Raw genomic sequence first — 21,290 nt, forward strand, 5'->3', positions numbered from 1 at the left:
GGACTGACATCGCGGCGGAGCGGACGCGGACGGGCAGCGGGGCCGGGCCGGGGCGTCAGCCGCTCCAGGGGACCGTCTCGCCGGCCGGCGGGGTCTTGTCCGGGACGGGCTGGTCGAAGGTGAAGTTCGTCGTCTGCGAATCGCCGTCGCCCTTCGAAGTCGCCCGCACCGGGAACGGCTTGCCCTGGGTGGAGACGGACAGGGTCATGTCCGTCCCGTCGTGCTTGCCCGTGACGTCGATGACGGGCTTGCCGCCGACGGTCGTCTCGCTGCCCTTCTTCAGGGTGGCCACGGAGGTGGCGTCCTTGAGGGTGTCGCGGTACTCGTTGATGCTGCAGATCCTGGCGAGGTCGGAAAGGCCCTGGTCCTGGGTGGTGCCCTGGAGGAACTTGCCCTCCAGCTTCTGCACGTCCTGCGACTGGCCGGACGGGAGGTTGTTCCTCAGCCAGGCGGCGTTCGCCTTGAGCCACACCTTGTCGGCGTGCCGGATGACCTCCAGGCTGCCGCCGTCGGCGGCGAAGCCGACGGTGCCGACGCAGTTGTTGTCGCGGTCGGCGGAGACGTCGAGGCTGGTCACGTCCGTACGGCTGAGGCCGGACCCCGTCCTCTCCGTGGTGACGTGCAGGGAACGGGCGTCGTTGAAGGAGTCCACGGCTGCGGTGGCTATCTCCGTGGCGCTCTTCTTCGCGACGCCGTTGTCGTCCTGTGCCTGGGCGGCTCCTGCGGTGCCGACCAGAGCGGTCGCGCAGAGCGTGGCGCCGAGGGCGCCGAGGGTCCCTTTCCGCGTACGGGGCATCGGATTTCCTTCCAGAAGGAAACAGCAACAACGCCAGAATCGTACATTCAGGGCAAATCGGTCGCACGACCGGAGCAGCGGACGGGGTACCCCCTGCCGAGCCGCCCGCGGACACGCCTGAGATCACGCCGATCCGCGGGCGCGCGCGGGGAGCCGCCGGGGCGTGCACCGGGGTGAACGGGGCGCACTCTTCGTTCGGGAGGGTGCCCGGAGGTAGAACGGAGTGATGAGCCGCGCCCTGGCCCCCACCGTGGCAGCCGTGACAGCGGTGGTGACCCTCTTATCAGGCTGTACGGAGGCGTCGCACCGCTGCGACGACCGCCCCGAGCCCTCCGACGTCCGCGGCCACCGGCGCCCCGTCGAGATACGTCCCGGCGGTGAGAACCCCGCCCTGCCCGGCGCCGCCGCCGCGCGGGCCGTACCGGCGGCCGGCCGCGGCGCGAGCGACACCGACCGGCTCCTCGTCCGCCTGCAGCGCGCGACGCTCCTCATGGCCGACGACCTCCGCCCCGTCCGCGCGGGCCGCTGCACCGGCGGCCTGCCCGACCGCGCCGGAGCCACCACCCGCTGCACCGTCCGCTACGCGGAGGTGGAGGTGCCCTGGGAGGTGACGCGCACCGACCCCCCGCGCGAGACCGCCCGCAAGACCCGCCCCGGCTACGACATCAGCCCCCTCGCCAGCGTCCACACCGCCAAGGCGGTCTACGCCGCGTACGCCTGGCACGTGGGCCGCAGCGACGCCGACGGCCCCCTGGCCCCCCGCGGCCCGCGCTGCGACCGCCTGCCGGACGTCTTCACCGCGGCGCCGGGTGAGGACACCGGCTACTTCTGCCAGGACATCCTGTGGTCCTGCCGGAGCGGCGACTTCGACTTCGCCTGGAACGACCTGCCCGTCCGCGCGGACGAACACGGCGAGGTCAGCTTCGAGTAGGGGGCGTGCTCGCCTTGTGGGGACCGGGTGCTGCCCACCCGGCCCTCACCTGCCGATTCCGCGCCAGAACCCTCACGTGCACTCGACGCGCGCTGTCCCGCGGCTGGTGGGGGCGGTCAGGCGCAGGGGTCGCAGCAGGAGGGGGCGCGTTCGACGCAGATGGTGACCGAGTCGGTGTTGTTCGCGGGGTCGGGGTCCTTCTCGGCGGCCTGCACGGTGGCGGTGTTGACGAGGGAGCCGGTCGCGGTGGCCTTGGCGTGCAGGGTGAGGGTGGCGGTGGCGCCGTGGGCCAGGTCGCCGACGTTCCAGAGCCCGGTACGGGGATCGTAGGCGCCCGGAGAGGCGGTGGCGGCCAGGAAGGCGAGGCTGTCGGGGAGCCGGTCGGTGACGGTGACGCCGGTGGCGTCGTTCGGTCCGGAGTTGCCGACGGTGATGCGGTAGGTCACGGTCTGGCCGACGGTGACGGTGGTGGCGTCGGCCGACTTCACCACGGTGAGGTCGGCGGCCGGCAGGACATCGGTGACGGCCTCGTCGGACGTGGCGGTCAGTGGCTCGGGGACGTCGCCGAGGCGGTTCTCGTAGGTGGCGGTGGCGACGTTGGCGATCTGCCCGCCGGCGCTGCTCGCGTCGATGGTGACCCGGTATTCCACCGTGGTCCCCTCGGGCAGGGTTTCGGTGTGGGGCAGGCTGCCGGGCTGTACGCCGGAGGCGCCCTCGCCCAGATGGAAGACGACCCGGTCCTCCCGGGCGTCGCAGGACGCCTGGTCGTCCCCGTCCTGGTCGCTCTTGGGGCCGGCGTTGGGACCGTCGGTGATCCGCAGGGAGCCGGGCAGGTAGGTCGCTCCGGGCGGGATGCGGTCGGTGAGCGTCAGGGCCTCGGCCGCGCCGCCGCCCACGTTCTTCGCGGTGATGCGGTAGGTGATGACGTCACCGATCTCCAGTGGTCCCTGGGGGATGGCGGACTTGGTGAGCACCACCTCGGGGGCGGTGCCGAAGAACACCCCGTCCAGGAAGTTCCCGATCGCCTTGTTGCCGCCGGCGGCGGCGACGGAGCGGAAGGCGAAGCGGGTGAGGGTCTGGCCGTCCGGCACGGTGTACGTGCCGGTGTAGTAGCCCCAGGCGGTGTTGCCGTCGGTGAACTGACGCTGTTCGGCGACCGCGCCGGGGGTTCGCCGCCGCCCGGCCGTGGCACCTGCTCGAACCGCGCGTCCACGTGCCGGGAGGTCTTTGATGACGCTGGCATCACAAGGCATGCGCGGCGGCTGCGGAAAGGGTCCGGGCTGTGGTCCCGGCCAATCCCGCGCGGCGGGTTTTGCGGCGGATCCCGCTGGAAAGCCGACGGCGTATCACGGCCCGCACGGACTGCGCCGGACCCGCTACCCGCAGCAGAAACGTCCCCTGCCGCCGCCCTCCACGCCACGTCGAATGGCCGGAACATCCACCGCGGAAGGCGGGACCCGCCACTCGGCGGAGTGAGCTTGCGAGGCACCGGATTGACGGCACCGGGACCTTAGGCGGCACCGGATCGGGCAGGACTGATCGGTTACCGCAGCCGTATGCCCATGGCCCGCACGCGCCGGGCGTTCGATGGCGCCCTCGCCCGGCCGCACACGACGTGCTCAGCGAAGGCCGGCCGGCCGTGCACGTGCACCGCATACGCACGCGCAGCCCGGGAGAGCCTTCACCCGGGCGTATCTCCCGCAGCAGTGAATCCCGGCCGAGCGTTGAGGTCTCAGACCACCAGGCCAGGAAGCAGGGTCACGCCGCCTGCAGCGGGGCGTCCTCGCGCCATTTGAGGATCTTGTCGAAGCTCACCACCGCGCCGCGGCCCGGGCGGTCGCGGATGTCGACGTGGTCGCTCAGCTCCGCGATGAGGAACAGGCCGCGGCCGCCCTCCGCGCCCGTGTCGGTCGGGGGTGTGGCGGTGGCCGGGGAGTCGGGGGGTGGGGTGGGGGTGGCGAAGCCGGGGCCGGAGTCGATGACCTCGATGTGGCAGCGGTCGCCGTCGAAGCAGGCGGTGACGCGGTAGTCCTCGCCGGGGGTCGCGCCGCCGTGTTCGACGGCGTTGGCGCACGCTTCGGTGAGGGCGAGGGAGAGGTCGAAGGCGACGTCCGGGTCCACCCCGGCCGTCTCCATCGCGCCGACCAGCAGGCGGCGGGCGAGTGGGACGCTGGCCGCCTCCCGGCGCAGTCGCAGGGACCACCACATGCTCATTGCGTTCAGCCTCCTGGCCGCCACCCCGACATACGGTACGTATAACCCTTGTGTCGGCACCGTAAGCACGCGAGTTGCGTGAGAACCCTCATTCGGCGGAGGGGTTTCTTCCGCCTTTCGGGGTGGGAGGTGAGGTGGTCCGGATCCGGCCGATCGGCGCCCCGGGCGGGACCGTACGGCTGTGCGGTGAGATGATGGCGCCCGCCATGGCTGCCCCTCACGCTCCCGCCACCGTGGAGCTGCGCCTCCTGCGGGCCGCGGTCTTCACCGCGGTCTGCGTCGTGCTGTCCGCGGGCGGGCACGTGCTGGCCTCGAACGAGTCGGTGCCGCTGTGGACGCTCGGCGTCGCCGCGGCGCTGGTGTTCGCGGTGGCCGTGCCGCTGGCCGGGCGGGAGCGGTCGTTGCCCGGGATCGCGGCGCTGCTGGCGGTGGGGCAGATCGGGCTGCACGGGCTCTTCGGACTCGGGCAGCACTGCGCCGTCGGCGCCGCCGCCGGGGGCCACGGCGGTGCGCACGCGGGCGGCTCAGGCGGCGAGGGCGGCAGTACGGCCGTCGAACTCGCCCGCCGGCTGCTGTGCAACGACGCCGCGATGAACCTCTCCGAGGGTCGCGCCCGCGAGATCGTCACCAACGCCGGGCTCGATCCGGACGCCGGTGCCGGCGGTACGGGAAGCGCGCACGCGGCGCACGGCGGCGGGATCGGCGACGGCCTGGGCGCCGCGTTCGACCTGTCCACGTACTCCCTGCCGATGGTCCTCGGCCACCTCCTCGCCGCCCTCACCGCCGGCTGGCTGCTGCGCCGCGGCGACGCGGCGCTGACGACCCTGCTGCACCTCGCCACCGGCGCCGGCCTCGCCCCGCTGCGCGCCGCCGTGCGCTACCGGCGGGCGATCGACGCCGGGTTCGACGGCGCGGGCCGGCCGGCCGTGCGCCCCGGGGCGTCGACCGCGTACGACGAGCGGAGCGCCCGTACCGTACGCGAACTGCAGCACACCGTCGTACGCCGCGGGCCTCCGGCGCTCGCCCTCGCGGCCTGACGCGACGGCACCCCTCCGGCTTACGGCCCACGCGCCGCACGCCCCGAACGTCACGGGCGGACGCGGGCGCGGGGCTTCGGGTGAGCGGGTGGTCGCGCCGCTGCCGCACGCGCGCCAACCCCCAATCCATCCACACCGACCGGAGTGTGTCAGTCATGAAGTCATCCCGTATGCGGCGAATGTCCGTCAGCACCGCCGTCGCCGCCGGTGCCGTTCTCGTCCTCGCCGGGCCGGCCGCCGCGCACGTCAGCATCGACCCCGGAGAGGCCGAGCAGGGCGGGTACGCCACCGTCAACTTCAAGGTGCCCAACGAGCGCGACGACGCCTCCACGATCAAGCTGGAGGTCACCCTGCCGACCGACCACCCGCTGACGTCCGTCATGCCCGAGCCGGTGCCCGGCTGGGACGTGAAGGTGGAGCAGGCCGAGCTCGACACCCCGATCGAGTCGCACGGCGAGAAGATCACCGAAGCGGCCAGCAAGGTCACGTGGTCCGGCGGGAAGGTCGAGCCGGGGATGTTCCAGCGGTTCCCGGTCTCCATGGGCGCGCTGCCCGAGGACGCCGACCGGTTGGTGTTCAAGGCGGTCCAGACGTACGACAACGGCGAGGTCGTCCGCTGGATCGAGGTCCCCGAGGAGGGCGCGGAGGAGCCGGAGAGCCCGGCGCCGGTGCTGGCCCTGACGCCGGCGGAGGACGGCGGCCACGGCGGTGCCGGTGACGACGCCGATGACGACGCCGGCAACGGTGACGACGCCGAAGCCGCCGCCGCCGAGGGCGAGGGCGAGGGCACGGACACCGACGACAGCGCCGCCGACGACGACGGCTCCTCCGACACGATGGCCCGCACGCTGGGCATCGTCGGCATCGTGCTCGGCGCCGGCGGCGTCGCGTTCGGCGTGCTGTCGCGGCGGAGCGGCTCGGGCGGCTCGTCCGCGGCGCAGTAGGCGCGGCACCCGCACCCGGCACGTATACGCAAGGGGGTGGCCCGGCCGGCAGCACCGGGCGGGCCACCCGCGACCCCTCAAGGAAACACAGCATGCGCACAACCCGTAAGACCACCGCCTACGCCGCCGCGGCCCTCGCCGCCTGCGCGGCCCTCACCCTCACCGCCTGCGGCTCGGACTCCGGGGACGACGGCGCCAAGCCCGCCGTGGAGATCTCCGGCGGCAGCAGCAAACCCGGTGTCGTCCTCGACACCCCCAAGGAGAAACCGGACCTCGTCCTGACCGACACGGAGGGCGAGGAGTACGACCTCGTCGCCGAGACGGCGGGCAAGCCCACCCTCCTGTTCTTCGGCTACACCAACTGCCCCGACGTCTGCCCCACGACGATGAGCGACATCGCCATCGCCAAGCAGAAGCTGCCCCGCGCCGAGCAGGACGAACTGCAGGTCGTCATGGTCAGCACCGACCCCGAGCGCGACACCCCGCGCCGGATGGGCGAGTGGCTCGACGCCCAGGACAAGGACTTCATCGGCCTGACCGGCGACTTCGCCGCGGTCAGGGACGCCGCGCGGAGCGTCGGCGTGCATCTGGAGAAGCCGGTGAAGGAGAAGGACGGCAGCATCACCGTCAGCCACGGCGCCGAGGTGCTGGCGTACTCGCCGAAGGACGACAAGGCGCACGTGCTGTATCTGGCCGGGGTGACGGCCGATCAGTACGCGAAGGACATGCCGAAGCTGGTCAGGGGACAGAAGCCGTGAGGCGTACGCGCCGGGTCTCAGTAGTTACTGCGGCCGCCCTGTCCCTCGCCCTCGGCCTGGGCGCGTGTTCCGGCGACGATGCCGGTACGCAGACGAAGGCGGAGTCCGGCGACGGCTCCGGCACCGGCCCTGGCACCGGCCCCCGGCTGCGCGCCGAGGCCGGCTTCGTACCGCAGCCGGTGATGAAGGACCTCGCCGCCGGCTATCTGACCGTACGCAACGACGGCGCGGCCGACGACCGGCTCACCGCCGTCAGCACCGACCTCGCCGACGACGTCACGATGCACACCACAGAGGGTGAGCGGATGCGCGCCGTCGACGGCCTCGACGTGCCCGCGGGCGGCGAGCTGACCCTCGCCCGCGGAGGCGCCCATCTGATGCTGGAGAAGCTGGATCGCAAACCGGAGGTTGGCGAGAAGGTGTCCTTCGTGCTGCACTTCGCCGAGTCGGAGCCGATCGAGGTCGAGGTGCCGGTGCAGCCGACGACGTACCGCCCCGCGGAGTGAGAGGCGTGTCATGACCCCAACCGGACAGCTCCACCGAGCCCGCCGCGCACCGATCCGCCGGCGCTCGATGCATCCCGGGGGCGCGCATCGCAGGCGTGCGCTCGGGGCGTTGTGCGCCGCCGTCGCCGCCCTGCTGTGCGTCCTGGTCCCGGGCGCCACCCCGGCCGCGGCGCACGCCGCGCTCACCGGCACCGACCCCGCCGAGGGCTCGATCGTCCAGGAAGCGCCGCAGGCCGTCACGCTCGACTTCTCCGAGAGCGTCCAGTTGGCCGACGACGCCATCCGCGTCCTCGACCCCGACGGGAACGACGTCACCAGGGGCGGCGCCGCCCACCTCGACGGCAACACCAAGACGGCGACGACCGCGCTGCGCCCCGGGCTGCCCGACGGCACGTTCACCGTGGTCTGGAAGACCGTGTCCGCGGACAGCCATCCGATCTCCGGCGCGTTCACCTTCTCCGTGGGCAAGCCGTCGAAGACGACGGTGGCGGTGTCCGAGGCGGGCGAGGACAACGGCAGCGCCCAGGCGCTGTACGACACCGCGCGCTACGTGGCGTACGCGGGCTTCGTGCTGCTCGTCGGCGGCGCGGTGTTCGCGGGCGTGTGCGGCGGGCGCAACCGGGTCGTGCGCCGGGTGGCGAGCGGGGGGTGGGCGCTGCTGTTCGCCGCCACCGTGGCGCTGCTGCTGCTGCGCGGGCCGTACACGGGCGCCGACTTCGGGCTCGACTCACTGCGGGACGTGCTGGAGACCCGGCCGGGCACGGCGCTGCTGTCGCGGCTGCTGCTGCTGGGCGCGGCGGCGGTGGTGCTGGCGGTGCTGTTCGGGGTGTACGGGCGGGAGTCCGCGCCCGGCGCGAAGGGCGCGCGTGCGGAGGCGGACGCGAAAGCGGGCGCGGGCGCGGATGCCGACACGGGTGCCGATGCCGGTGAGGGTGCCGATACGGGTACGGGGCCGGACGCCGGCTCCGCCACGGCCGTCGAGCAGGACGCCGGCGAACCGGCCGCCGGGACCGCCACCGGGCCCGCCACCGAGACCGCCACCCGGCCCGCCCCCGCCGAGGACGACGCCGCACGGAGCCGCGACCTGGCCATCGGCCTCGGGCTCGGCGGCGGCGTGGTCGCCGTCGGCCTCGCCGCGACGTGGGGCATGGCCGAGCACGCCTCCACCGGCATCCAGCCGTGGCTGGCCGTGCCGATGACGATGCTGCACCTGCTGGCCGTCGCCGTCTGGCTCGGCGGCCTCACCTCGCTGGCGCTGAGTCTGCGCCTCGGGCCGCGGGTCCCGTCGTACGTCATACGCCGCTTCTCGCGGCTGGCGCTGACGTCGGTGTCGGTGCTCGCCGCGACGGGGCTGTACCAGGCGTGGCGCGGGCTGGGGAGCTGGAGCGCGCTGACGGACACCTCGTACGGGCAGTTGCTGCTGGTAAAGCTGGGGCTGGTCGCGGTGCTGATCACCGCGGGCTGGACGTCGCGGCGCTGGACGCAGCGGCTGGCCGGTTCGGGGCTCGCGGCGCGCGCGGAGCAGGAGGGCGAGACGGCGGAGGCGCAGCTCGTCCACGCCGGCGCCACCGCGGCGGCGGGTACGGGCGGCGGGGCCGGTTCCGGCACAGCGCCGGCCGCCTCCACTGCCTCCACTGCCTCCACCGGCTCTACCGCCTCCGCGGACGGGGCGTCGGACGGCGTCTCGGTGCCGGCGCAGGGATCCGGCACGGGTTCCGGCACCGGCTCCGTACCGGATGACGAGGCCCCCGGCGACGGGCCCGACGCGGATGCCGGGTCCGGCACCGGCGACGGGTCCGGCACCGGCGACGATCCCGGCCGGGCCGCGGAGCTCGCCCGCCAGCGGGCCGCCGTCGACGCGAACCGCGCGCGCAAGGAGCGCGACTCCGACCCCGTGCGCCGGGGTCTGCGCCAGTCGGTCCTTGTGGAGACCGTCCTCGCCGTCGTACTGCTCTCCGTCGTGACTCTCCTGACGGGCACCCAGCCCGGCAGGGCCGAGACCGAGCAGGCCGCGGCCGAGGCGGCGCAGCGGCAGCCGGTCGGGCCGGTCAAGGCGAAGATCCCGTACGACACGGGCGGGCAGGGCGGCGCCGGGACCGCGGAGATCACCGTGGACCCCGGTCGTACCGGCGACAACCAGCTGCACATCTACCTCACGGACGCCAACAACCAGCTCCTCAACGTCCCCGAGGTACGGCTCTCCTTCACGCTGGAGGAGAAGAACGTCGGCCCGCTCGACGTCGTCCCCACCCCCGTCGAGAACGGGCACTGGGCCGCCACCGGCGTGCAGCTCCCGATGCCCGGGGAGTGGACCCTCCGGATGACCGTGCGCACCTCGCCCATCGACCAGGTGACAGAAGAGAAGAAGTTGACGATCCCGTGAGTTCGACACGTTCCGCCCGCACCGCACCGGAAACCGAAACCGCCGACGCCCCCCGGCACCCGGTCTCCCGCCGCCGCCTCGTCGGCGCGGCGGGGGCCGCCGGGGCGGCGGGGCTCCTCGCCGGCGGCGCCTCCGGCGCGGCCGCCGCCGAGGCGCTGCGGGACGCGCCCCCCGCGCCGCTGACGTCGATCGGCGCGAACAGCGTGCGGTTCCACGGCACCCACCAGGCGGGCATCACCACCCCGCTGCAGGCCGCGGGCCACTTCGCCGCCTTCGACCTGGCCCCGGGCGCGGGGCGCAAGGCGGCCGCGGCGCTGCTCAAGAGGTGGTCGGCGACGGCCCGCGAGCTGAGCGAGGGCAAGGAGGCGGCGGCCGGCACCGGCAGCGCGCTCGACGCCGGTCCCGCGGCGCTGACCGTGACGTTCGGCTTCGGGCGCACGTTCTTCGACCGCACCGGCCTGGCCGCCCGGCGCCCGGACGGGCTCGCCCCGCTGCCGCCGTTCTCCGCCGACGCGCTGGACGCGCGGCGCAGCGACGGCGACCTGTGGCTGCAGATCGGCGCCGACGACGCCCTGGTGGCGTTCGACGCGCTGCGCACGCTCCAGCGCCGCGCGGGCGACGCGGCGGTGCTGCGCTGGCAGATGAGCGGCTTCAACCGCACCCCGGGCGCCACCGACCGGCCCCGTACGGCCCGCAACCTGATGGGGCAGGTCGACGGCACCAACAACCCCCGGCCCGAGGACCCGGACTTCGACCGGCACGTCTTCGTGCCCGCGGACGGCGGGCAGGAGTGGCTGGCGGGCGGCTCGTACGCGGTGTTCCGCCGGATCCGGATGCTGCTCGACACCTGGGACCACCTGTCGCCGGAGCGGCAGGAGCACGTCATCGGGCGCCGCAGGTCGGACGGTGCCCCGCTGTCGGGCGGGGAGGAGACGACGCCGGTGGACATGAACAAACAACTCGCGGACGGCTCCCTCGCCATCGCGGGGGACGCGCACGTACGGGTGGCGGCGCCGGAGTCGAACGGCGGGGCGACGATGCTGCGCCGCTCGTTCTCGTACCACGACGGCTATCTGGACACCAAGGACGGACCGGTGCCCGACGCCGGGCTGCTCTTCGTCGCCTGGCAGGCGGATCCGCTGAAGGGCTTCGTGCCGGTGCAGCGCAAGCTGGACCGGGGTGACGGGCTGTCGCGCTTCCTGCAGCACGAGGCGAGCGGGCTGTTCGCGGTGCCGGGCGGGGCGGCGGAGGGCGAGTACGTGGGACAGCGGCTGCTGGAGGGCTGAGCGGGGGCCGTACGCGCGGTACGGCACGGCTGCGTCGGTACGGAAGGGGGCCCGCCGGGGTTCGTACGGCAGAGGCCCGCCCGGTTGTTCGTACGGCACGGGCACCCGGCTCCCGCGCCGGCCCGCTCCATGATCGTCCGTTCCCCGGACCGGCACTCCCCGCCCCGCCCCCGTGGGTATCGTGGCCGTCTCGCCGACGCCCACGAGGAGCCGCCCCCATGTCCGCCAGCCGCTTCACCTATCTCGGCCCCGAGGGCACCTTCACCGAGGCCGCGCTGCGCACCCTCCCCGAGGCGGCGACGCGCGAGCTGGTGCCGATGGTCTCGGTGCCGGCGGTGCTGGACTCGGTGCGCAGCGGGGGCGCCTCGGGCGCGCTGGTGCCGATCGAGAACTCCGTGGAGGGCGGCGTGACCGCCACGCTCGACGAGCTGGCGCTCGGCGAGCCGCTGATGATCTACCGCGAGGTGCTGCTGCCGATCGCGTTCGCGCTGCTGGTGCGGCCGGGGACGAAGCTGGCGGACATCAAGACCGTCACCGGGCACCCGGTGGCCCAGCCGCAGGTGCGGCGCTGGCTGGCGGGGCATCTGCCGGATGCGGTGTGGGAGTCGTCGGCGTCCAACGCGGACGGCGCGCGGCAGGTGCAGGAGGGGCGGGTGGACGGCGCGTTCGCGGGCGAGTTCGCGGCGTCGGTGTACGGGCTGGAGCCGCTGGTCTCCGACATCCACGACGCGGAGAACGCGGAGACCCGGTTCGTCCTCGTCGGCCGCCCGGCGCGGCCGGCGGCACCGACGGGCGCGGACAAGACGTCGGTCGTGATCTGGCTCGGCGACGACCACCCGGGCGCGCTGATGGAGCTGCTGCAGGAGTACGCGGTGCGGGGCGTCAACCTGCTGCGCATCGAATCGCGGCCGACGGGCGAGGGTATCGGGCGGTACTGCTTCTCGGTGGACTGCGAGGGGCACATCACCGACCGCCGGGTGGGCGAGGCGATGATGGGGCTGAAGCGGATCTGTCCGCGGGTGCGGTTCCTCGGTTCGTACCCCCGCGCAGGGCTGTCGCCCGCGGATGTGCAGCCGCTGCGGCTGGGGACGTCCGACACGGCCTTCGCGGAGGCGTCCGACTGGCTGACGCGGTGTCTGGACGGCCGGGCCTGACCTGGGGTCTGTGCACAGTTCGCAAAGTTATCCACAGGCTGTCGAGGTCGGCTGTGCATAACTCCGGTGTCCGAACGGGCAATGTCGACAAATCTGTCTAGTGATCGATTTCCGGCGTCCAACTGCTCAGATGGTTACTCGTCACGGCAATTCCCTTGATCCACTCCAAGGCGGTAGGCAATTCCGCTCCAAAGGGTGTGTAGCCGGGGGCGTATCGGGGAATTCCTGCGCCAGCACCGGCCCTACGGAACGATCTTCCCCGGCTTCCACAGGCCGCCTCCCCCGCCTGTGGATAACTTTGAGGATCCGCGGCCACCTGTGGAAAAGGATTCCCCAACTGCCGTGCGCACCGCGGACGTAGGTGGACCTTATGTCCCGATTGCACCTTCACACACCTTTTCTCCATGCGGTGAGAAGAGTGCTCCACAAAACCGTCTATTCACCACAAAGCGCCGAGAAATCCACAGGGGTGGAAATCGGCGTCGAGCCTGTCCGCGTACCCCGGTAACCTGACTCCCGTGATTGACCTTCGCCTGCTCCGTGAGGACCCCGACCGAGTGCGCGCGTCGCAGCGCGCCCGTGGAGAGGATGTCGGCCTCGTCGACGCGCTGCTCTCCGCCGACGAGCGGCGCAGGTCGTCCAGTACGCGCTTCGACGAGCTGCGGGGCGAGCAGAAGCAGCTCGGCAAGCTGATCCCGCGCGCGCAGGGCGAGGAGAAGCAGGAGCTGCTGCGGCGCACCGGCGAGCTGTCCGCCTCCGTCAAGGCCGCCGACGCCGCGCAGGACGAGGCCGCCGCCGAGACGCAGGCCCTGCTGCTGCGCCTGGCGAACGTGGTGCATCCCGACGTGCCCGTCGGCGGCGAGGACGACTTCGCGCTGCTGGAGACCGTCGGCACCCCGCGCGACTTCGCCGCCGAGGGCTTCGAGCCGCGCGACCACCTGGAGCTGGGCCGCATCCTCGGCGCCATCGACACCGAGCGCGCCGCGAAGGTCTCCGGCTCGCGCTTCTACTACCTGACGGGCGTCGGCGCCCTGCTGGAGCTGGCCCTGGTCAACGCGGCGATCGCCCAGGCCACCGCCGCCGGCTTCACCCCGATGCTCACCCCCGCGCTGGTCAAGCCGCGCGCCATGGAGGGCACGGGCTTCCTCGGCCAGGCCGCCGAGGACGTGTACTACCTGGAGCGCGACGACTTCTACCTCGTCGGCACCTCGGAGGTCACGCTCGCGGCGTACCACATGGACGAGATCATCGAGGCCGACCGGCTGCCCCTGCGCTACGCGGGGTTCTCGCCCTGCTTCCGCCGCGAGGCGGGCTCGCACGGCAAGGACACCCGCGGCATCATCCGGGTGCACCAGTTCGACAAGGTCGAGATGTTCTCCTACGTGGCCCCGGAGGACGCCGAGGCGGAGCACGCGCGGCTGCTGGACTGGGAGAAGCAGTGGCTGTCCGCGCTCGGCCTGGCGTACCGGGTGATCGACGTGGCCTCGGGCGACCTGGGCGCGTCGGCGGCGCGGAAGTACGACTGCGAGGCGTGGATCCCGACGCAGGGCAAGTACCGGGAGCTGACGTCGACGTCGAACTGCGGGGAGTTCCAGGCGCGGCGGCTGTCGGTGCGGATGCGCGACGGGCAGGGCCAGAAGAAGGCGGCCCGCCCGCTGGCCACGCTGAACGGGACGCTGTGCGCGGTGCCGCGGACGATCGTGGCGATCCTGGAGACGCACCAGCAGCCGGACGGCTCGGTGGTGGTGCCGGAGGTGCTGCGGCCGTACCTGGGCGGGCGCGAGCTGCTGGAGCCGGTCGCCACATGAGCGGCGGGGGCGGGGCACGGACCGGCGAGGCGCCTGCGGCAGCGGCCCGTACGGCGGCGGCGTGGGGCTGCGAGGCGCGTACGGCAGCGGCGTGCGGCGAGGGCCGGGCGGCATGAGCGGCGCGCTTCCGTACCGGCTCATCGCGACCGACCTCGACGGCACGCTGCTGCGCAGCGACGAGACGGTCTCCCCGCGTACGCGCGCGGCGATCGAGGCGGCGTGCGCGCGGGGCGCGGCGCACATCGTCGTCACCGGCCGCGCCGTGGCCTGGACCCGGCACATACTCGACGAGCTGGGCTACGAGGGCCTGGCCGTCTGCGGCCAGGGCGCGCAGGTGTACGACGCGGGCGAGCACCGGCTGCTGACCTCCGTGACCCTCGACCGGCGTCTCGCCGCCGACGCGGTGGCGAAGCTGGAGGCCGAGGTCGGCGAGGTCGCGGTGGCCGCCAGCGCGGACGGGCTCGCGGGCGAGGTGCTCTTCGGCCCCGGCTTTCGCGCGGTGGCCCGCGAGGACCTGCCGGTCCGCCGGGTGGCGGAGCGCGCCGAGCTGTGGGCCCAGCCGATCGGCAAGCTCTACATCCAGCACGCGGAGCTGGACGACGACGCGCTGACGGCCGCCGCCCGCGACACGGTCGGCGACCTCGTCGAGGTGGTCCTCGCCGGCGCCGACACCGTCGAGGTGCTGCCCCACGGGCTGAGCAAGGCCACCGGCCTGTCGATCGCGGCCCGCCGGCTCGGGGTCAAGGGCGCGGAGACGATCGCCTTCGGGGACATGCCGAACGACATACCGATGTTCCGCTGGGCCGGCCACGGGGTCGCGATGGCGGGAGCGCACCCGGAGCTGGTCGCGGTGGCGGACGAGGTGACGGGGTCGAACGACGAGGACGGCATCGCGATGGTGCTGGACCGGGTGTTCGGCTAGGCGCGTACCCGCGGGGGCCGCACCGCCCGCCGTCCTGCCTGCCGGCGGGCGGCGGCGGCGCGGAGTCAGCGGATGATCATCGTGAGCGCGGCGGTGGTGCCGACGGTGACGATGATCGCGCGCATCAGGGTCGGGGTGAGCTTGCGGCCCAGGTGGGCGCCCAGGAAGCCGCCGAGAGTCGAGCCGAGGGCGATGATGCCGGCCGCGGTCCAGTCGACGTCGGTGACGATGATGAAGACGATCGACGCGACCCCGTTGACCAGGGCGGCGAGAACGTTCTTGACGGCGTTGAGGCGCTGGAGGTCGTCGCGGACGAAGGTGCCGAACAGGCCCATGAGGATGACGCCCTGGGCGGCCCCGAAGTAGCCGCCGTAGATGCCCGTACCGAGGACGCCGACCCACATCGGGGTGCCGCCGTCCTTGTCGTCGTCCTCGCTGCGCTCGGCGAGCCGGCGGGCGAGGACGGGCTGGAGGAGGACCAGGGCGCAGGCCGTCAGGATCAGGGCGGGGACGACTGCCTGGAACGCCTCGGCGGGCAGTTGCAGGAGCAGCAGTGCGCCGGCCAGGCCGCCGATGAGGGAGGCGGTGCCGAAGCGCAGGATGCGGCGGCGCTGGCCGCGCAGCTCGCGGCGGTAGCCGTAGACGGCGCCGGCGACGCCGGGGACGAGGCCGAGGGTGTTGGAGACGTTCGCGAGGACCGGCGGGTAGCCGAGGGCGAGGAGCGTCGGGAAGGTGATCAGGGTGCCGGAGCCGACGACCGCGTTCATGCCGCCGGCCACCAGTCCGGCGCCGGCGAGCGCGACGGCTTCGAGCGGTTCCACGGCGGCGTCCTCGTTCCGTTGGGTCGGTCCGGCGGGTGCGGGGCGGTCCCGTACTGCCGGGGTCGTGCGGGCGGGTCGTGCGGGCGGGTTGGTGCGGGCGGTCGGCCGGGCGCGGGCGTACAGCGAAGATCGTGGTCATCGTGGGCGCGAGGGTCCCTCCAAGTCAATCCTCGGGTGTCCTTGGGCGTCCCCAAGGGTTAGCTTGACGCGCATGACTCTGGACGACCTGCGGGTTTTCGTCGCCGTGTGCCGGGCGGGGAGCCTGAGCGCGGTGGCGCGGGAGCTGGGCTGTACGCAGTCGGCCGTCAGCCAGCATGTCAAGCGGCTGGAGCGGGAGGTCGGCCTCAGCCTCGTGGAGCGGCATCCGCGCGGCGTGGTGCCCACGCACGCCGGGGAGCTGCTGCGTACCGCCGCCGCCGAGGGCATCGGCGGCGTGGACCACGCGCTGCGGCGGCTGGGCGACCTGGCGCGCGGGGACGGCGGCTCGGTGCGGGTGACGACGGGGGCGACGACCGTACGGCACTTCATGTCGGCGGCGGTCGTGGCGTTCCGCGAGCGGTATCCGCAGGTCAGCCTGGAATTCCAGACGGAGAACTCCAGTCGCGGCTGCGTCGCCGCGCTAGCCGCGGGCGGCGCGGACCTGGCGTGGATCACGATCGCCGCACCGGTACGGGGCGTGGAGTTGCGGCGCGCCGCGGAGCTGCGGTGGGTGCTGGCCGTACGGGAGGGCGATCCGCTGGCGGAGCGGTCGTCGGTGGGGGCGGCGGACCTGGCGGCGGTGCGGCTCATCGGGCTGCCGGCGAATTCGAGTTCGCGGGCGCATCTGGAGGCGTGGTTCGCGGAGTCGGGGGTGCGGCTGCCGGCGTTCGACACGTCGGTCGCGGACTGGGACACGGCGATCCTGCTGGCGGAGCTGGGGCTCGGCTACGCGATCGTGCCGGAGCTGCCGGGGTGGCGGGGCGGGCGGCATCCGGGGGTGCGGCTCGTCCCCGTACCGGAGCTGCCGCCGCTGTGGGCGGGGTGGGCGGTGCGGCGGTGGGCTGCGCTGTCGCCGCTGGCGCGGGCGTTCGCGGACATGGTGGCGGCGGGGATGGACGCTCAGGAGGCTCCGTAATTATGGACTCCTGATCTCGGTCTTCTTTGGCTCTGCCCGACGGGCCATCGGCGGGCGAGGCTGGTGCCGTTTTGCCGTAGCCGAGTCACCATCGCCGGAGGCCCTTCGTGAGCACCGCCTTCCTGCTGACCACGCTCGTCGTGGTCGTCACGCCGGGCACCGGCGTGGTCTACACCCTCGCCGCCGGGCTGTCCCACGGCCGGCGGGCGAGCGTGGTCGCCGCGTTCGCCTGCACGCTCGGCACCGTCCCGCACGTCGTCGCCACCGTCACCGGGCTTGCCGCGCTGCTGCACGCCAGCGCCGTGGCGTTCGAGGTCGTGAAGTACCTGGGCGTCGCATACCTGCTGTACATGGCGTGGTCGACGCTGCGCGACAAGGAGGCCCTGGTCGTCGCGGACGACGCGGCGGCCGGGCCGCAGCCGGTGGGCCGGGTGATCGTCTCCGGCGTGCTGCTCAACGTGCTCAACCCGAAGCTGACGATGTTCTTCGTGGCTTTCCTGCCGCAGTTCGTGCCGGCGGGCCAGGAGGGATCGGTGGCGGCGATGCTGCGGCTGAGCGCGGTGTTCATGGGACTGACCTTCGCGGTCTTCGCGGCGTACGGGATCTGCGCGGCGGCCGTCCGCGGGCACATCCTGGGACGGCCGCGGGTGATGGCAGGGATCAGGCGGGTGTTCGCGGTGTCGTTCGTCGGCCTGGGCGCGAAGCTGGCGGTGGCGTGACGATGCGGTTCGGGCATGCGCAGGATCTGCGGGCGGAGTTTCCGGAGCTGGCGGCGGGCGTGCTGTACGGGGACTTCGGGGCCGGTGACGCGGCCGGCCCCGGCGGGGGCGCGGAGCTGGAGGCGCGGGTCGCGGCGTACACGGACGTCGCACGGGAGCGGCTGGCGGCGGGCACCGAGGGGGAGTTCCCCGAGGTACGGGCGTGGCGGCGGACGTACACGCGGCTGGGGCTGCGGCCGACGCAGTACCGGTGCGCGTCGGAGTCCCTGCTGCGGCGGCTGCGGCGGGAGGGGTCGCTGCCGCGGATTCACCCGGTGGTGGACCTGTGCAACGCGGTCTCCGTGGCGTATGCGATTCCCGTGGCGGTCCTGGACGTGGACCGGATCGCGGAGCCGTGGCTGCAGGTGCGCCGGGCGCGGGGCGACGAGACGTACACGACGTTCGGCGGTGGGAGCGAGCATCCGGCGGCGGGTGAGGTGACGTTCGCCGACTCGGCGGGGCGGGCGCACGCGCGGCGCTGGACGAACCGGCAGAGCGGGTATTCGGCCGTCGGCGCGGCGACGCGCCGGGTGCTGGTGGTGGCGGAGGCCGTGCACGAGACGGCTGCGGCGGACGTGGCGGAGCTGACGGATGCGGTTCAGGGGGAGCTGGAGCGGTTGTGGGGCGTGGCGCCGAAGGCGGCGCTGCTGACGGCGGCGGAGCCGGAGTTCGTGTTCGGGGACTGATCCACCCGGTCCGAGCTGGGGCGACGGGCCTTCGGAGGGGCGTTGTCAGTGAGCCGTGCCACGATGGCTCTATGAACGGGGTGGAGAAAACGGCCTCCGAGAGGTCCAAAGCGTACGGGTCGGATTTCCTGCAGCTCGACGTCGGGGACGCACCGGCGGGCGGGATGGCGGACTGGCTGGCGTGGCGGCTCAGGGAGGCGATCGCGGACGGCCGGCTGGCGGTGGGCGGCCGGCTGCCTCCGACGCGGGTGCTCGCGGCGGAGCTGCGGGTGTCGCGCGGGGTGGTCACGGAGGCGTACCGGCGGCTGACGGAGGACGGGCACGTCGAGGGGCGACGGCGCGGGGGGACCGTCGTGGTCGCGGCACCGGTGGAAGCGGGTCCCGGCCCCCGGGCGGGGGGTGCGGAGCGGCCCGCCGTGTTCTTTCCCGCCGCGCCCGGGCCCGAGGCCTTCGAAGTCCTCCGTGCCGCCCCGGCGTCGATCGACCTCACCCCCGGGCTGCCGGACCTCGCCGCGTTCCCGCGCGCCGCGTGGCTGCGCGCGGAGCGGGCCGTCCTCGCCGAGCTGTCCGCCGCCGACCTCGGCTACGGCGACCCGCACGGCACCCCCGCGCTGCGCCGGGCCGTCGCCGGCTGGCTCGCCCGCAACCGCGGCATCCGCGCCGACCCCGACGACGTCGTCGTCGTCGCCGGCACGGCCCAGGCGCTGACCCTGCTGCACCCGGTGCTGCGCGCCGACGGCGTGGGGGCGGTGGCGCTGGAGGACCCCGGTTCGCTCGGCACGCGCCAGCACTTGGAGAACGGCGGACTGGACATCCTCCCGGTGCCGGTCGACGCCGACGGCATACGGGTCGACGCGCTGCGCGCCACCGGCGCGCGTGCGGTGCTGCTCACCCCGGCGCACCAGTTCCCGACCGGCGCGGTGCTCAGCGGCGAGCGCCGCCGCGAGCTGCTGCGCTGGGCGGAGGACGGCGGCGGGCTCGTCCTCGAAGACGACTACGACGCCGAGCACCGCTACGACCGGCCGCCGGTGCCCGCACTGCGCGCGATGCTCGCGGAGCGCGTCTGCTACATGGGCAGCGTGTCGAAGCTGCTGGCGCCGGCGCTGCGGGTCGGCTGGGTGGTGCCGCCGCCGGAGTACCGGGACGCGCTGGTGAACGCCAAACGCTTCACCGACCTGGGCAACGCGGTGCTGCCGCAGCTCGTGCTGGCCCGGCTGATGGAGTCGGGGGAGCTGGAGCGGCACCTGCGGCTGCTCCGCGGGCGGCACCGACGGCGGCGGGACGCGATGATCGCGGCGATCGCGGAGCACCTGCCGGGCGCGGTGGTCCACGGGGCGGCGGCGGGGCTGCATCTGACGGTGACGTTCGACGGGGCGGGCGGCTCCGGTGCGTACGGGAGAGGCGGGGCGGGCGGCGGGAGCGCGACGGGCGGCGGGCGCGGGCCGGGCGGGGAAGCGGCGGCGGGGGCGGCCGGTGCCGGACTGACGAGGGCGACCGGTTCGGAGCCGGGAGGGGATCCGGCGCTGGCGGGGGTGACCGATACGGAGCTGGCGGCGGCGGCGCTCGGTTGCGGCGTCAAGGTGCAGCCCCTGTCCTGGCACCGCCTCCGCCCCGGCCCGCCCGGTCTGGTCCTCGGCTACGCGGCGAGCCACCCCGACGCCGTGACCGAGGGGGTGCGGCTGCTCGGACGGGCACTGCGGGGGAGGTAGCGGGGCCGGGACAACGGCGGGGACAGCGTGCGCAGATGGGTGGTGAGGACGTGGGACGGACGGGCGGCAGGGTCGTGGCCGCCGGGGACGGGGTGCGGCTGTGGGCCGTGCGGCAGGGCGACGCCGCGCTCGGCGTGCGGCTGCCGCGGCTGCGGGAGTTGTGGGCGCGGGGGGCGCTGGAGGGCGGCCGGGGTGCGGCGGAGGAGCGGGAGGCGTGCGTGCTGCAGTGGTCGGCGGACTTCGTACCGCCGGCGGGCCCGCGGGCGCTGGCGGAGGCCGAGCGGATGGCGACGCCCTTCCTCGGGGTGAACGCGGAGGCCAACGCGGCGCTCGTCGCCGAGGAGGGGAGAGAGCTGGGGTCGGTCGGACTGCGCGGGGAGTGTGCGGAGTCGCACGTGCCGGTGCTGGTCGTGGACGGAGAGTCGGACATCCGGCCGCGGACGGCGGTGGATTCGCTGGTGGCGGCGTTGCCGCGGGTGGAGCGGGTGGTGCTCGCCGGGGCGGGACACCTGCCGTGGTCGGAGGCGCCGGAGGAGTTCGGCGAGGCGGTGACGGGGTTCCTCGACGGGGTGCGGGGGTGACGGGGCGGAGGCGGACGCGCAACTGGGTGTGGCGGCGCGGGGGTTCCGGGCGTCCGTAGCCCGTCCCCCTCACGCGTCCCTGCGGCGCAGCACCGCCGCGCCCAGCACCAGCGCCGCCGCCGACCACGCCGCCAGTACGCCCAGCCCTGCCCACGGTCCGATCGGCAACTCCGCCGTGTCCACCGTCGACTGCACCGCGAGACCCGCCGACGCCGGCCCGTACCGCTGGAACCGCTCGACCCACTCCGGATCCGACAGCATCCCCGCGACCAGCGGCGACGCGTACAGCACCCCCAGGCACGCCGCGACCGCCCCCGCCGTGTCCCGCAGCGCCGCGCCCAGGCCCAGCGCCAGCAGCGCCACCAGCACCAGGTACAGCGCCGTCCCGAAGCCGGCCCGCAGCACCGGCCCCGCCCCCAGGTCGTACGCGGCGAAGCCGGCCGGGACCAGCGCCCGTCCCGCGAGCAGCGCGCCCAGCACCCCCGCGCCGCCCGCCACCAGCACCGCGGCACCGACCACGGCGGCCTTCGCGGCGAGTACCCGCAGCCGGCCGGGTACGGCGGTCAGCGTCGTACGGATCGTGCCCGTGCCGTACTCCGCCGTGAACGCCAGTGACGCGAGCACGGCGACCGCCGCCTGCCCGGCCCACACGCCCGTCAGGCTGGTCTTCACGACGTCCTCGCGGCAGCCGGCCGGCGGGCAGTGCGCCGTGGACAGTCCGCTGACCGCGCCCGCGCCGACCGCCGCGGTGACGGCGGCGACGGCGAGGAGGAGCCACCACGTACTCGGGACGGTACGCAGCTTGGTCCACTCCGCCCGCGCCGCGTACCCGGCGTCCCGCACGCCCCCGAACGCCACCCGGGCCCCGGGCACGTACCGCGG

General features: G+C 74.2%; 20 protein-coding genes. 15 read left to right on the plus strand and 5 right to left on the minus strand.

Annotation, left to right across the window (positions count from 1 at the left end):
• Positions 1-55: 55 nt before the first annotated feature.
• Complete coding sequence (locus tag ABGA99_RS30540; protein ID WP_347579642.1) at positions 56-796, minus strand: hypothetical protein; 741 nt, start codon at positions 794-796, stop codon at positions 56-58.
• Positions 797-1,022: 226 nt separating this feature from the next.
• On the opposite strand from ABGA99_RS30540, the gene ABGA99_RS30545 reads away from it, so the two are divergent.
• Positions 1,023-1,727 carry a hypothetical protein gene (locus ABGA99_RS30545; protein WP_347583874.1) on the plus strand — a complete coding sequence of 235 codons (705 nt, stop codon included), beginning with the start codon at positions 1,023-1,025 and terminating at the stop codon, positions 1,725-1,727.
• A gap of 116 nt (positions 1,728-1,843) precedes the next feature.
• Here ABGA99_RS30545 and ABGA99_RS30550 read toward each other — a convergent pair whose 3' ends face one another.
• Complete coding sequence (locus tag ABGA99_RS30550) at positions 1,844-2,980, minus strand: CARDB domain-containing protein (protein WP_347583875.1); 1,137 nt, start codon at positions 2,978-2,980, stop codon at positions 1,844-1,846.
• Positions 2,981-3,485: 505 nt separating this feature from the next.
• Positions 3,486-3,941 (minus strand): ATP-binding protein, encoded by a 456-nt coding sequence (locus ABGA99_RS30555; RefSeq protein ID WP_347579645.1) that lies wholly within the window; start codon positions 3,939-3,941, stop codon positions 3,486-3,488.
• Between the two features lie 134 nt (positions 3,942-4,075).
• Here ABGA99_RS30555 and ABGA99_RS30560 point away from each other — a divergent pair, with 134 nt between their 5' ends.
• The 9 genes from ABGA99_RS30560 to ABGA99_RS30600 all read left to right on the plus strand — a co-directional run bounded on the left by ABGA99_RS30560 (position 4,076) and on the right by ABGA99_RS30600 (position 14,739).
• Positions 4,076-4,978 (plus strand): hypothetical protein, encoded by a 903-nt coding sequence (locus tag ABGA99_RS30560; RefSeq protein ID WP_347583876.1) that lies wholly within the window; start codon positions 4,076-4,078, stop codon positions 4,976-4,978.
• Positions 4,979-5,148: 170 nt separating this feature from the next.
• Positions 5,149-5,922 (plus strand): YcnI family protein, encoded by a 774-nt coding sequence (locus ABGA99_RS30565; protein WP_347579647.1) that lies wholly within the window; start codon positions 5,149-5,151, stop codon positions 5,920-5,922.
• 92 nt (positions 5,923-6,014) lie between these two features.
• Positions 6,015-6,680, plus strand: a complete 666-nt coding sequence (locus ABGA99_RS30570) for an SCO family protein (protein ID WP_347579648.1) — start codon at positions 6,015-6,017, stop codon at positions 6,678-6,680.
• Positions 6,677-7,186 carry a copper chaperone PCu(A)C gene (locus ABGA99_RS30575; protein WP_347579649.1) on the plus strand — a complete coding sequence of 170 codons (510 nt, stop codon included), beginning with the start codon at positions 6,677-6,679 and terminating at the stop codon, positions 7,184-7,186. The genes ABGA99_RS30570 and ABGA99_RS30575 overlap by 4 nt, the downstream gene beginning before the upstream one ends.
• A gap of 10 nt (positions 7,187-7,196) precedes the next feature.
• On the plus strand, positions 7,197-9,569 hold the full coding sequence (locus ABGA99_RS30580; RefSeq protein WP_347583877.1) for a copper resistance protein CopC: 2,373 nt from the start codon (positions 7,197-7,199) through the stop codon (positions 9,567-9,569).
• Positions 9,566-10,855, plus strand: a complete 1,290-nt coding sequence (gene efeB / locus ABGA99_RS30585) for an iron uptake transporter deferrochelatase/peroxidase subunit (protein ID WP_347583878.1) — start codon at positions 9,566-9,568, stop codon at positions 10,853-10,855. The genes ABGA99_RS30580 and efeB overlap by 4 nt, the downstream gene beginning before the upstream one ends.
• 218 nt (positions 10,856-11,073) lie before the next feature.
• The gene (gene pheA / locus ABGA99_RS30590) at positions 11,074-12,009 is read left to right on the plus strand and encodes a prephenate dehydratase (RefSeq protein WP_347579652.1); all 936 of its coding nucleotides are present in this window, start codon (positions 11,074-11,076) and stop codon (positions 12,007-12,009) included.
• Between the two features lie 518 nt (positions 12,010-12,527).
• Positions 12,528-13,817 carry a serine--tRNA ligase gene (gene serS / locus ABGA99_RS30595; protein WP_347579653.1) on the plus strand — a complete coding sequence of 430 codons (1,290 nt, stop codon included), beginning with the start codon at positions 12,528-12,530 and terminating at the stop codon, positions 13,815-13,817.
• Between the two features lie 112 nt (positions 13,818-13,929).
• Positions 13,930-14,739 carry an HAD family hydrolase gene (locus ABGA99_RS30600; protein WP_347579749.1) on the plus strand — a complete coding sequence of 270 codons (810 nt, stop codon included), beginning with the start codon at positions 13,930-13,932 and terminating at the stop codon, positions 14,737-14,739.
• A 65-nt stretch (positions 14,740-14,804) separates the two neighbouring features.
• On the opposite strand, the gene ABGA99_RS30605 is transcribed toward ABGA99_RS30600, so the two are convergent.
• Positions 14,805-15,560, minus strand: a complete 756-nt coding sequence (locus ABGA99_RS30605) for a sulfite exporter TauE/SafE family protein (RefSeq protein ID WP_347579654.1) — start codon at positions 15,558-15,560, stop codon at positions 14,805-14,807.
• 211 nt (positions 15,561-15,771) lie between these two features.
• Here ABGA99_RS30605 and ABGA99_RS30610 point away from each other — a divergent pair, with 211 nt between their 5' ends.
• The 5 genes from ABGA99_RS30610 to ABGA99_RS30630 all read left to right on the plus strand — a co-directional run bounded on the left by ABGA99_RS30610 (position 15,772) and on the right by ABGA99_RS30630 (position 20,408).
• On the plus strand, positions 15,772-16,674 hold the full coding sequence (locus ABGA99_RS30610) for a LysR family transcriptional regulator (RefSeq protein ID WP_347579655.1): 903 nt from the start codon (positions 15,772-15,774) through the stop codon (positions 16,672-16,674).
• A gap of 107 nt (positions 16,675-16,781) precedes the next feature.
• Complete coding sequence (locus ABGA99_RS30615; RefSeq protein ID WP_347579656.1) at positions 16,782-17,393, plus strand: LysE family translocator; 612 nt, start codon at positions 16,782-16,784, stop codon at positions 17,391-17,393.
• Between the two features lie 59 nt (positions 17,394-17,452).
• A complete protein-coding gene (locus tag ABGA99_RS30620; RefSeq protein WP_347579750.1) occupies positions 17,453-18,118 on the plus strand; it encodes a phenylalanine--tRNA ligase beta subunit-related protein in 666 nt (221 codons plus the stop codon).
• A 71-nt stretch (positions 18,119-18,189) separates the two neighbouring features.
• A complete protein-coding gene (locus tag ABGA99_RS30625) occupies positions 18,190-19,827 on the plus strand; it encodes a PLP-dependent aminotransferase family protein (protein WP_347579657.1) in 1,638 nt (545 codons plus the stop codon).
• A 35-nt stretch (positions 19,828-19,862) separates the two neighbouring features.
• Positions 19,863-20,408, plus strand: coding sequence for an alpha/beta hydrolase (locus tag ABGA99_RS30630; protein WP_347583879.1), 546 nt, complete (start codon positions 19,863-19,865; stop codon positions 20,406-20,408).
• Between the two features lie 69 nt (positions 20,409-20,477).
• Here ABGA99_RS30630 and ABGA99_RS30635 read toward each other — a convergent pair whose 3' ends face one another.
• The gene (locus ABGA99_RS30635) at positions 20,478-21,281 is read right to left on the minus strand and encodes an ABC transporter permease subunit (protein ID WP_347583880.1); all 804 of its coding nucleotides are present in this window, start codon (positions 21,279-21,281) and stop codon (positions 20,478-20,480) included.
• Between the last annotated feature and the right edge of the window lie 9 nt (positions 21,282-21,290).

Source organism: Streptomyces sp. B5E4 (assembly GCF_039871555.1).
Classification (GTDB): domain Bacteria; phylum Actinomycetota; class Actinomycetes; order Streptomycetales; family Streptomycetaceae; genus Streptomyces.

What these genes read in the sequence shown, in the direction of transcription:
- ABGA99_RS30540 (WP_347579642.1), bottom strand. Translation starts at nt 796, where the DNA reads ATGCCCCGTACGCGGAAAGGGACCCTCGGCGCCCTCGGCGCCACGCTC.
- ABGA99_RS30545 (WP_347583874.1), top strand. Translation starts at nt 1,023, where the DNA reads ATGAGCCGCGCCCTGGCCCCCACCGTGGCAGCCGTGACAGCGGTGGTG.
- ABGA99_RS30550 (WP_347583875.1), bottom strand. Translation starts at nt 2,980, where the DNA reads ATGCCTTGTGATGCCAGCGTCATCAAAGACCTCCCGGCACGTGGACGC.
- ABGA99_RS30555 (WP_347579645.1), bottom strand. Translation starts at nt 3,941, where the DNA reads ATGAGCATGTGGTGGTCCCTGCGACTGCGCCGGGAGGCGGCCAGCGTC.
- ABGA99_RS30565 (WP_347579647.1), top strand. Translation starts at nt 5,149, where the DNA reads ATGCGGCGAATGTCCGTCAGCACCGCCGTCGCCGCCGGTGCCGTTCTC.
- ABGA99_RS30570 (WP_347579648.1), top strand. Translation starts at nt 6,015, where the DNA reads ATGCGCACAACCCGTAAGACCACCGCCTACGCCGCCGCGGCCCTCGCC.
- ABGA99_RS30580 (WP_347583877.1), top strand. Translation starts at nt 7,197, where the DNA reads ATGACCCCAACCGGACAGCTCCACCGAGCCCGCCGCGCACCGATCCGC.
- pheA (WP_347579652.1), top strand. Translation starts at nt 11,074, where the DNA reads ATGTCCGCCAGCCGCTTCACCTATCTCGGCCCCGAGGGCACCTTCACC.
- ABGA99_RS30600 (WP_347579749.1), top strand. Translation starts at nt 13,930, where the DNA reads ATGAGCGGCGCGCTTCCGTACCGGCTCATCGCGACCGACCTCGACGGC.
- ABGA99_RS30610 (WP_347579655.1), top strand. Translation starts at nt 15,772, where the DNA reads ATGACTCTGGACGACCTGCGGGTTTTCGTCGCCGTGTGCCGGGCGGGG.
- ABGA99_RS30625 (WP_347579657.1), top strand. Translation starts at nt 18,190, where the DNA reads ATGAACGGGGTGGAGAAAACGGCCTCCGAGAGGTCCAAAGCGTACGGG.
- ABGA99_RS30630 (WP_347583879.1), top strand. Translation starts at nt 19,863, where the DNA reads ATGGGTGGTGAGGACGTGGGACGGACGGGCGGCAGGGTCGTGGCCGCC.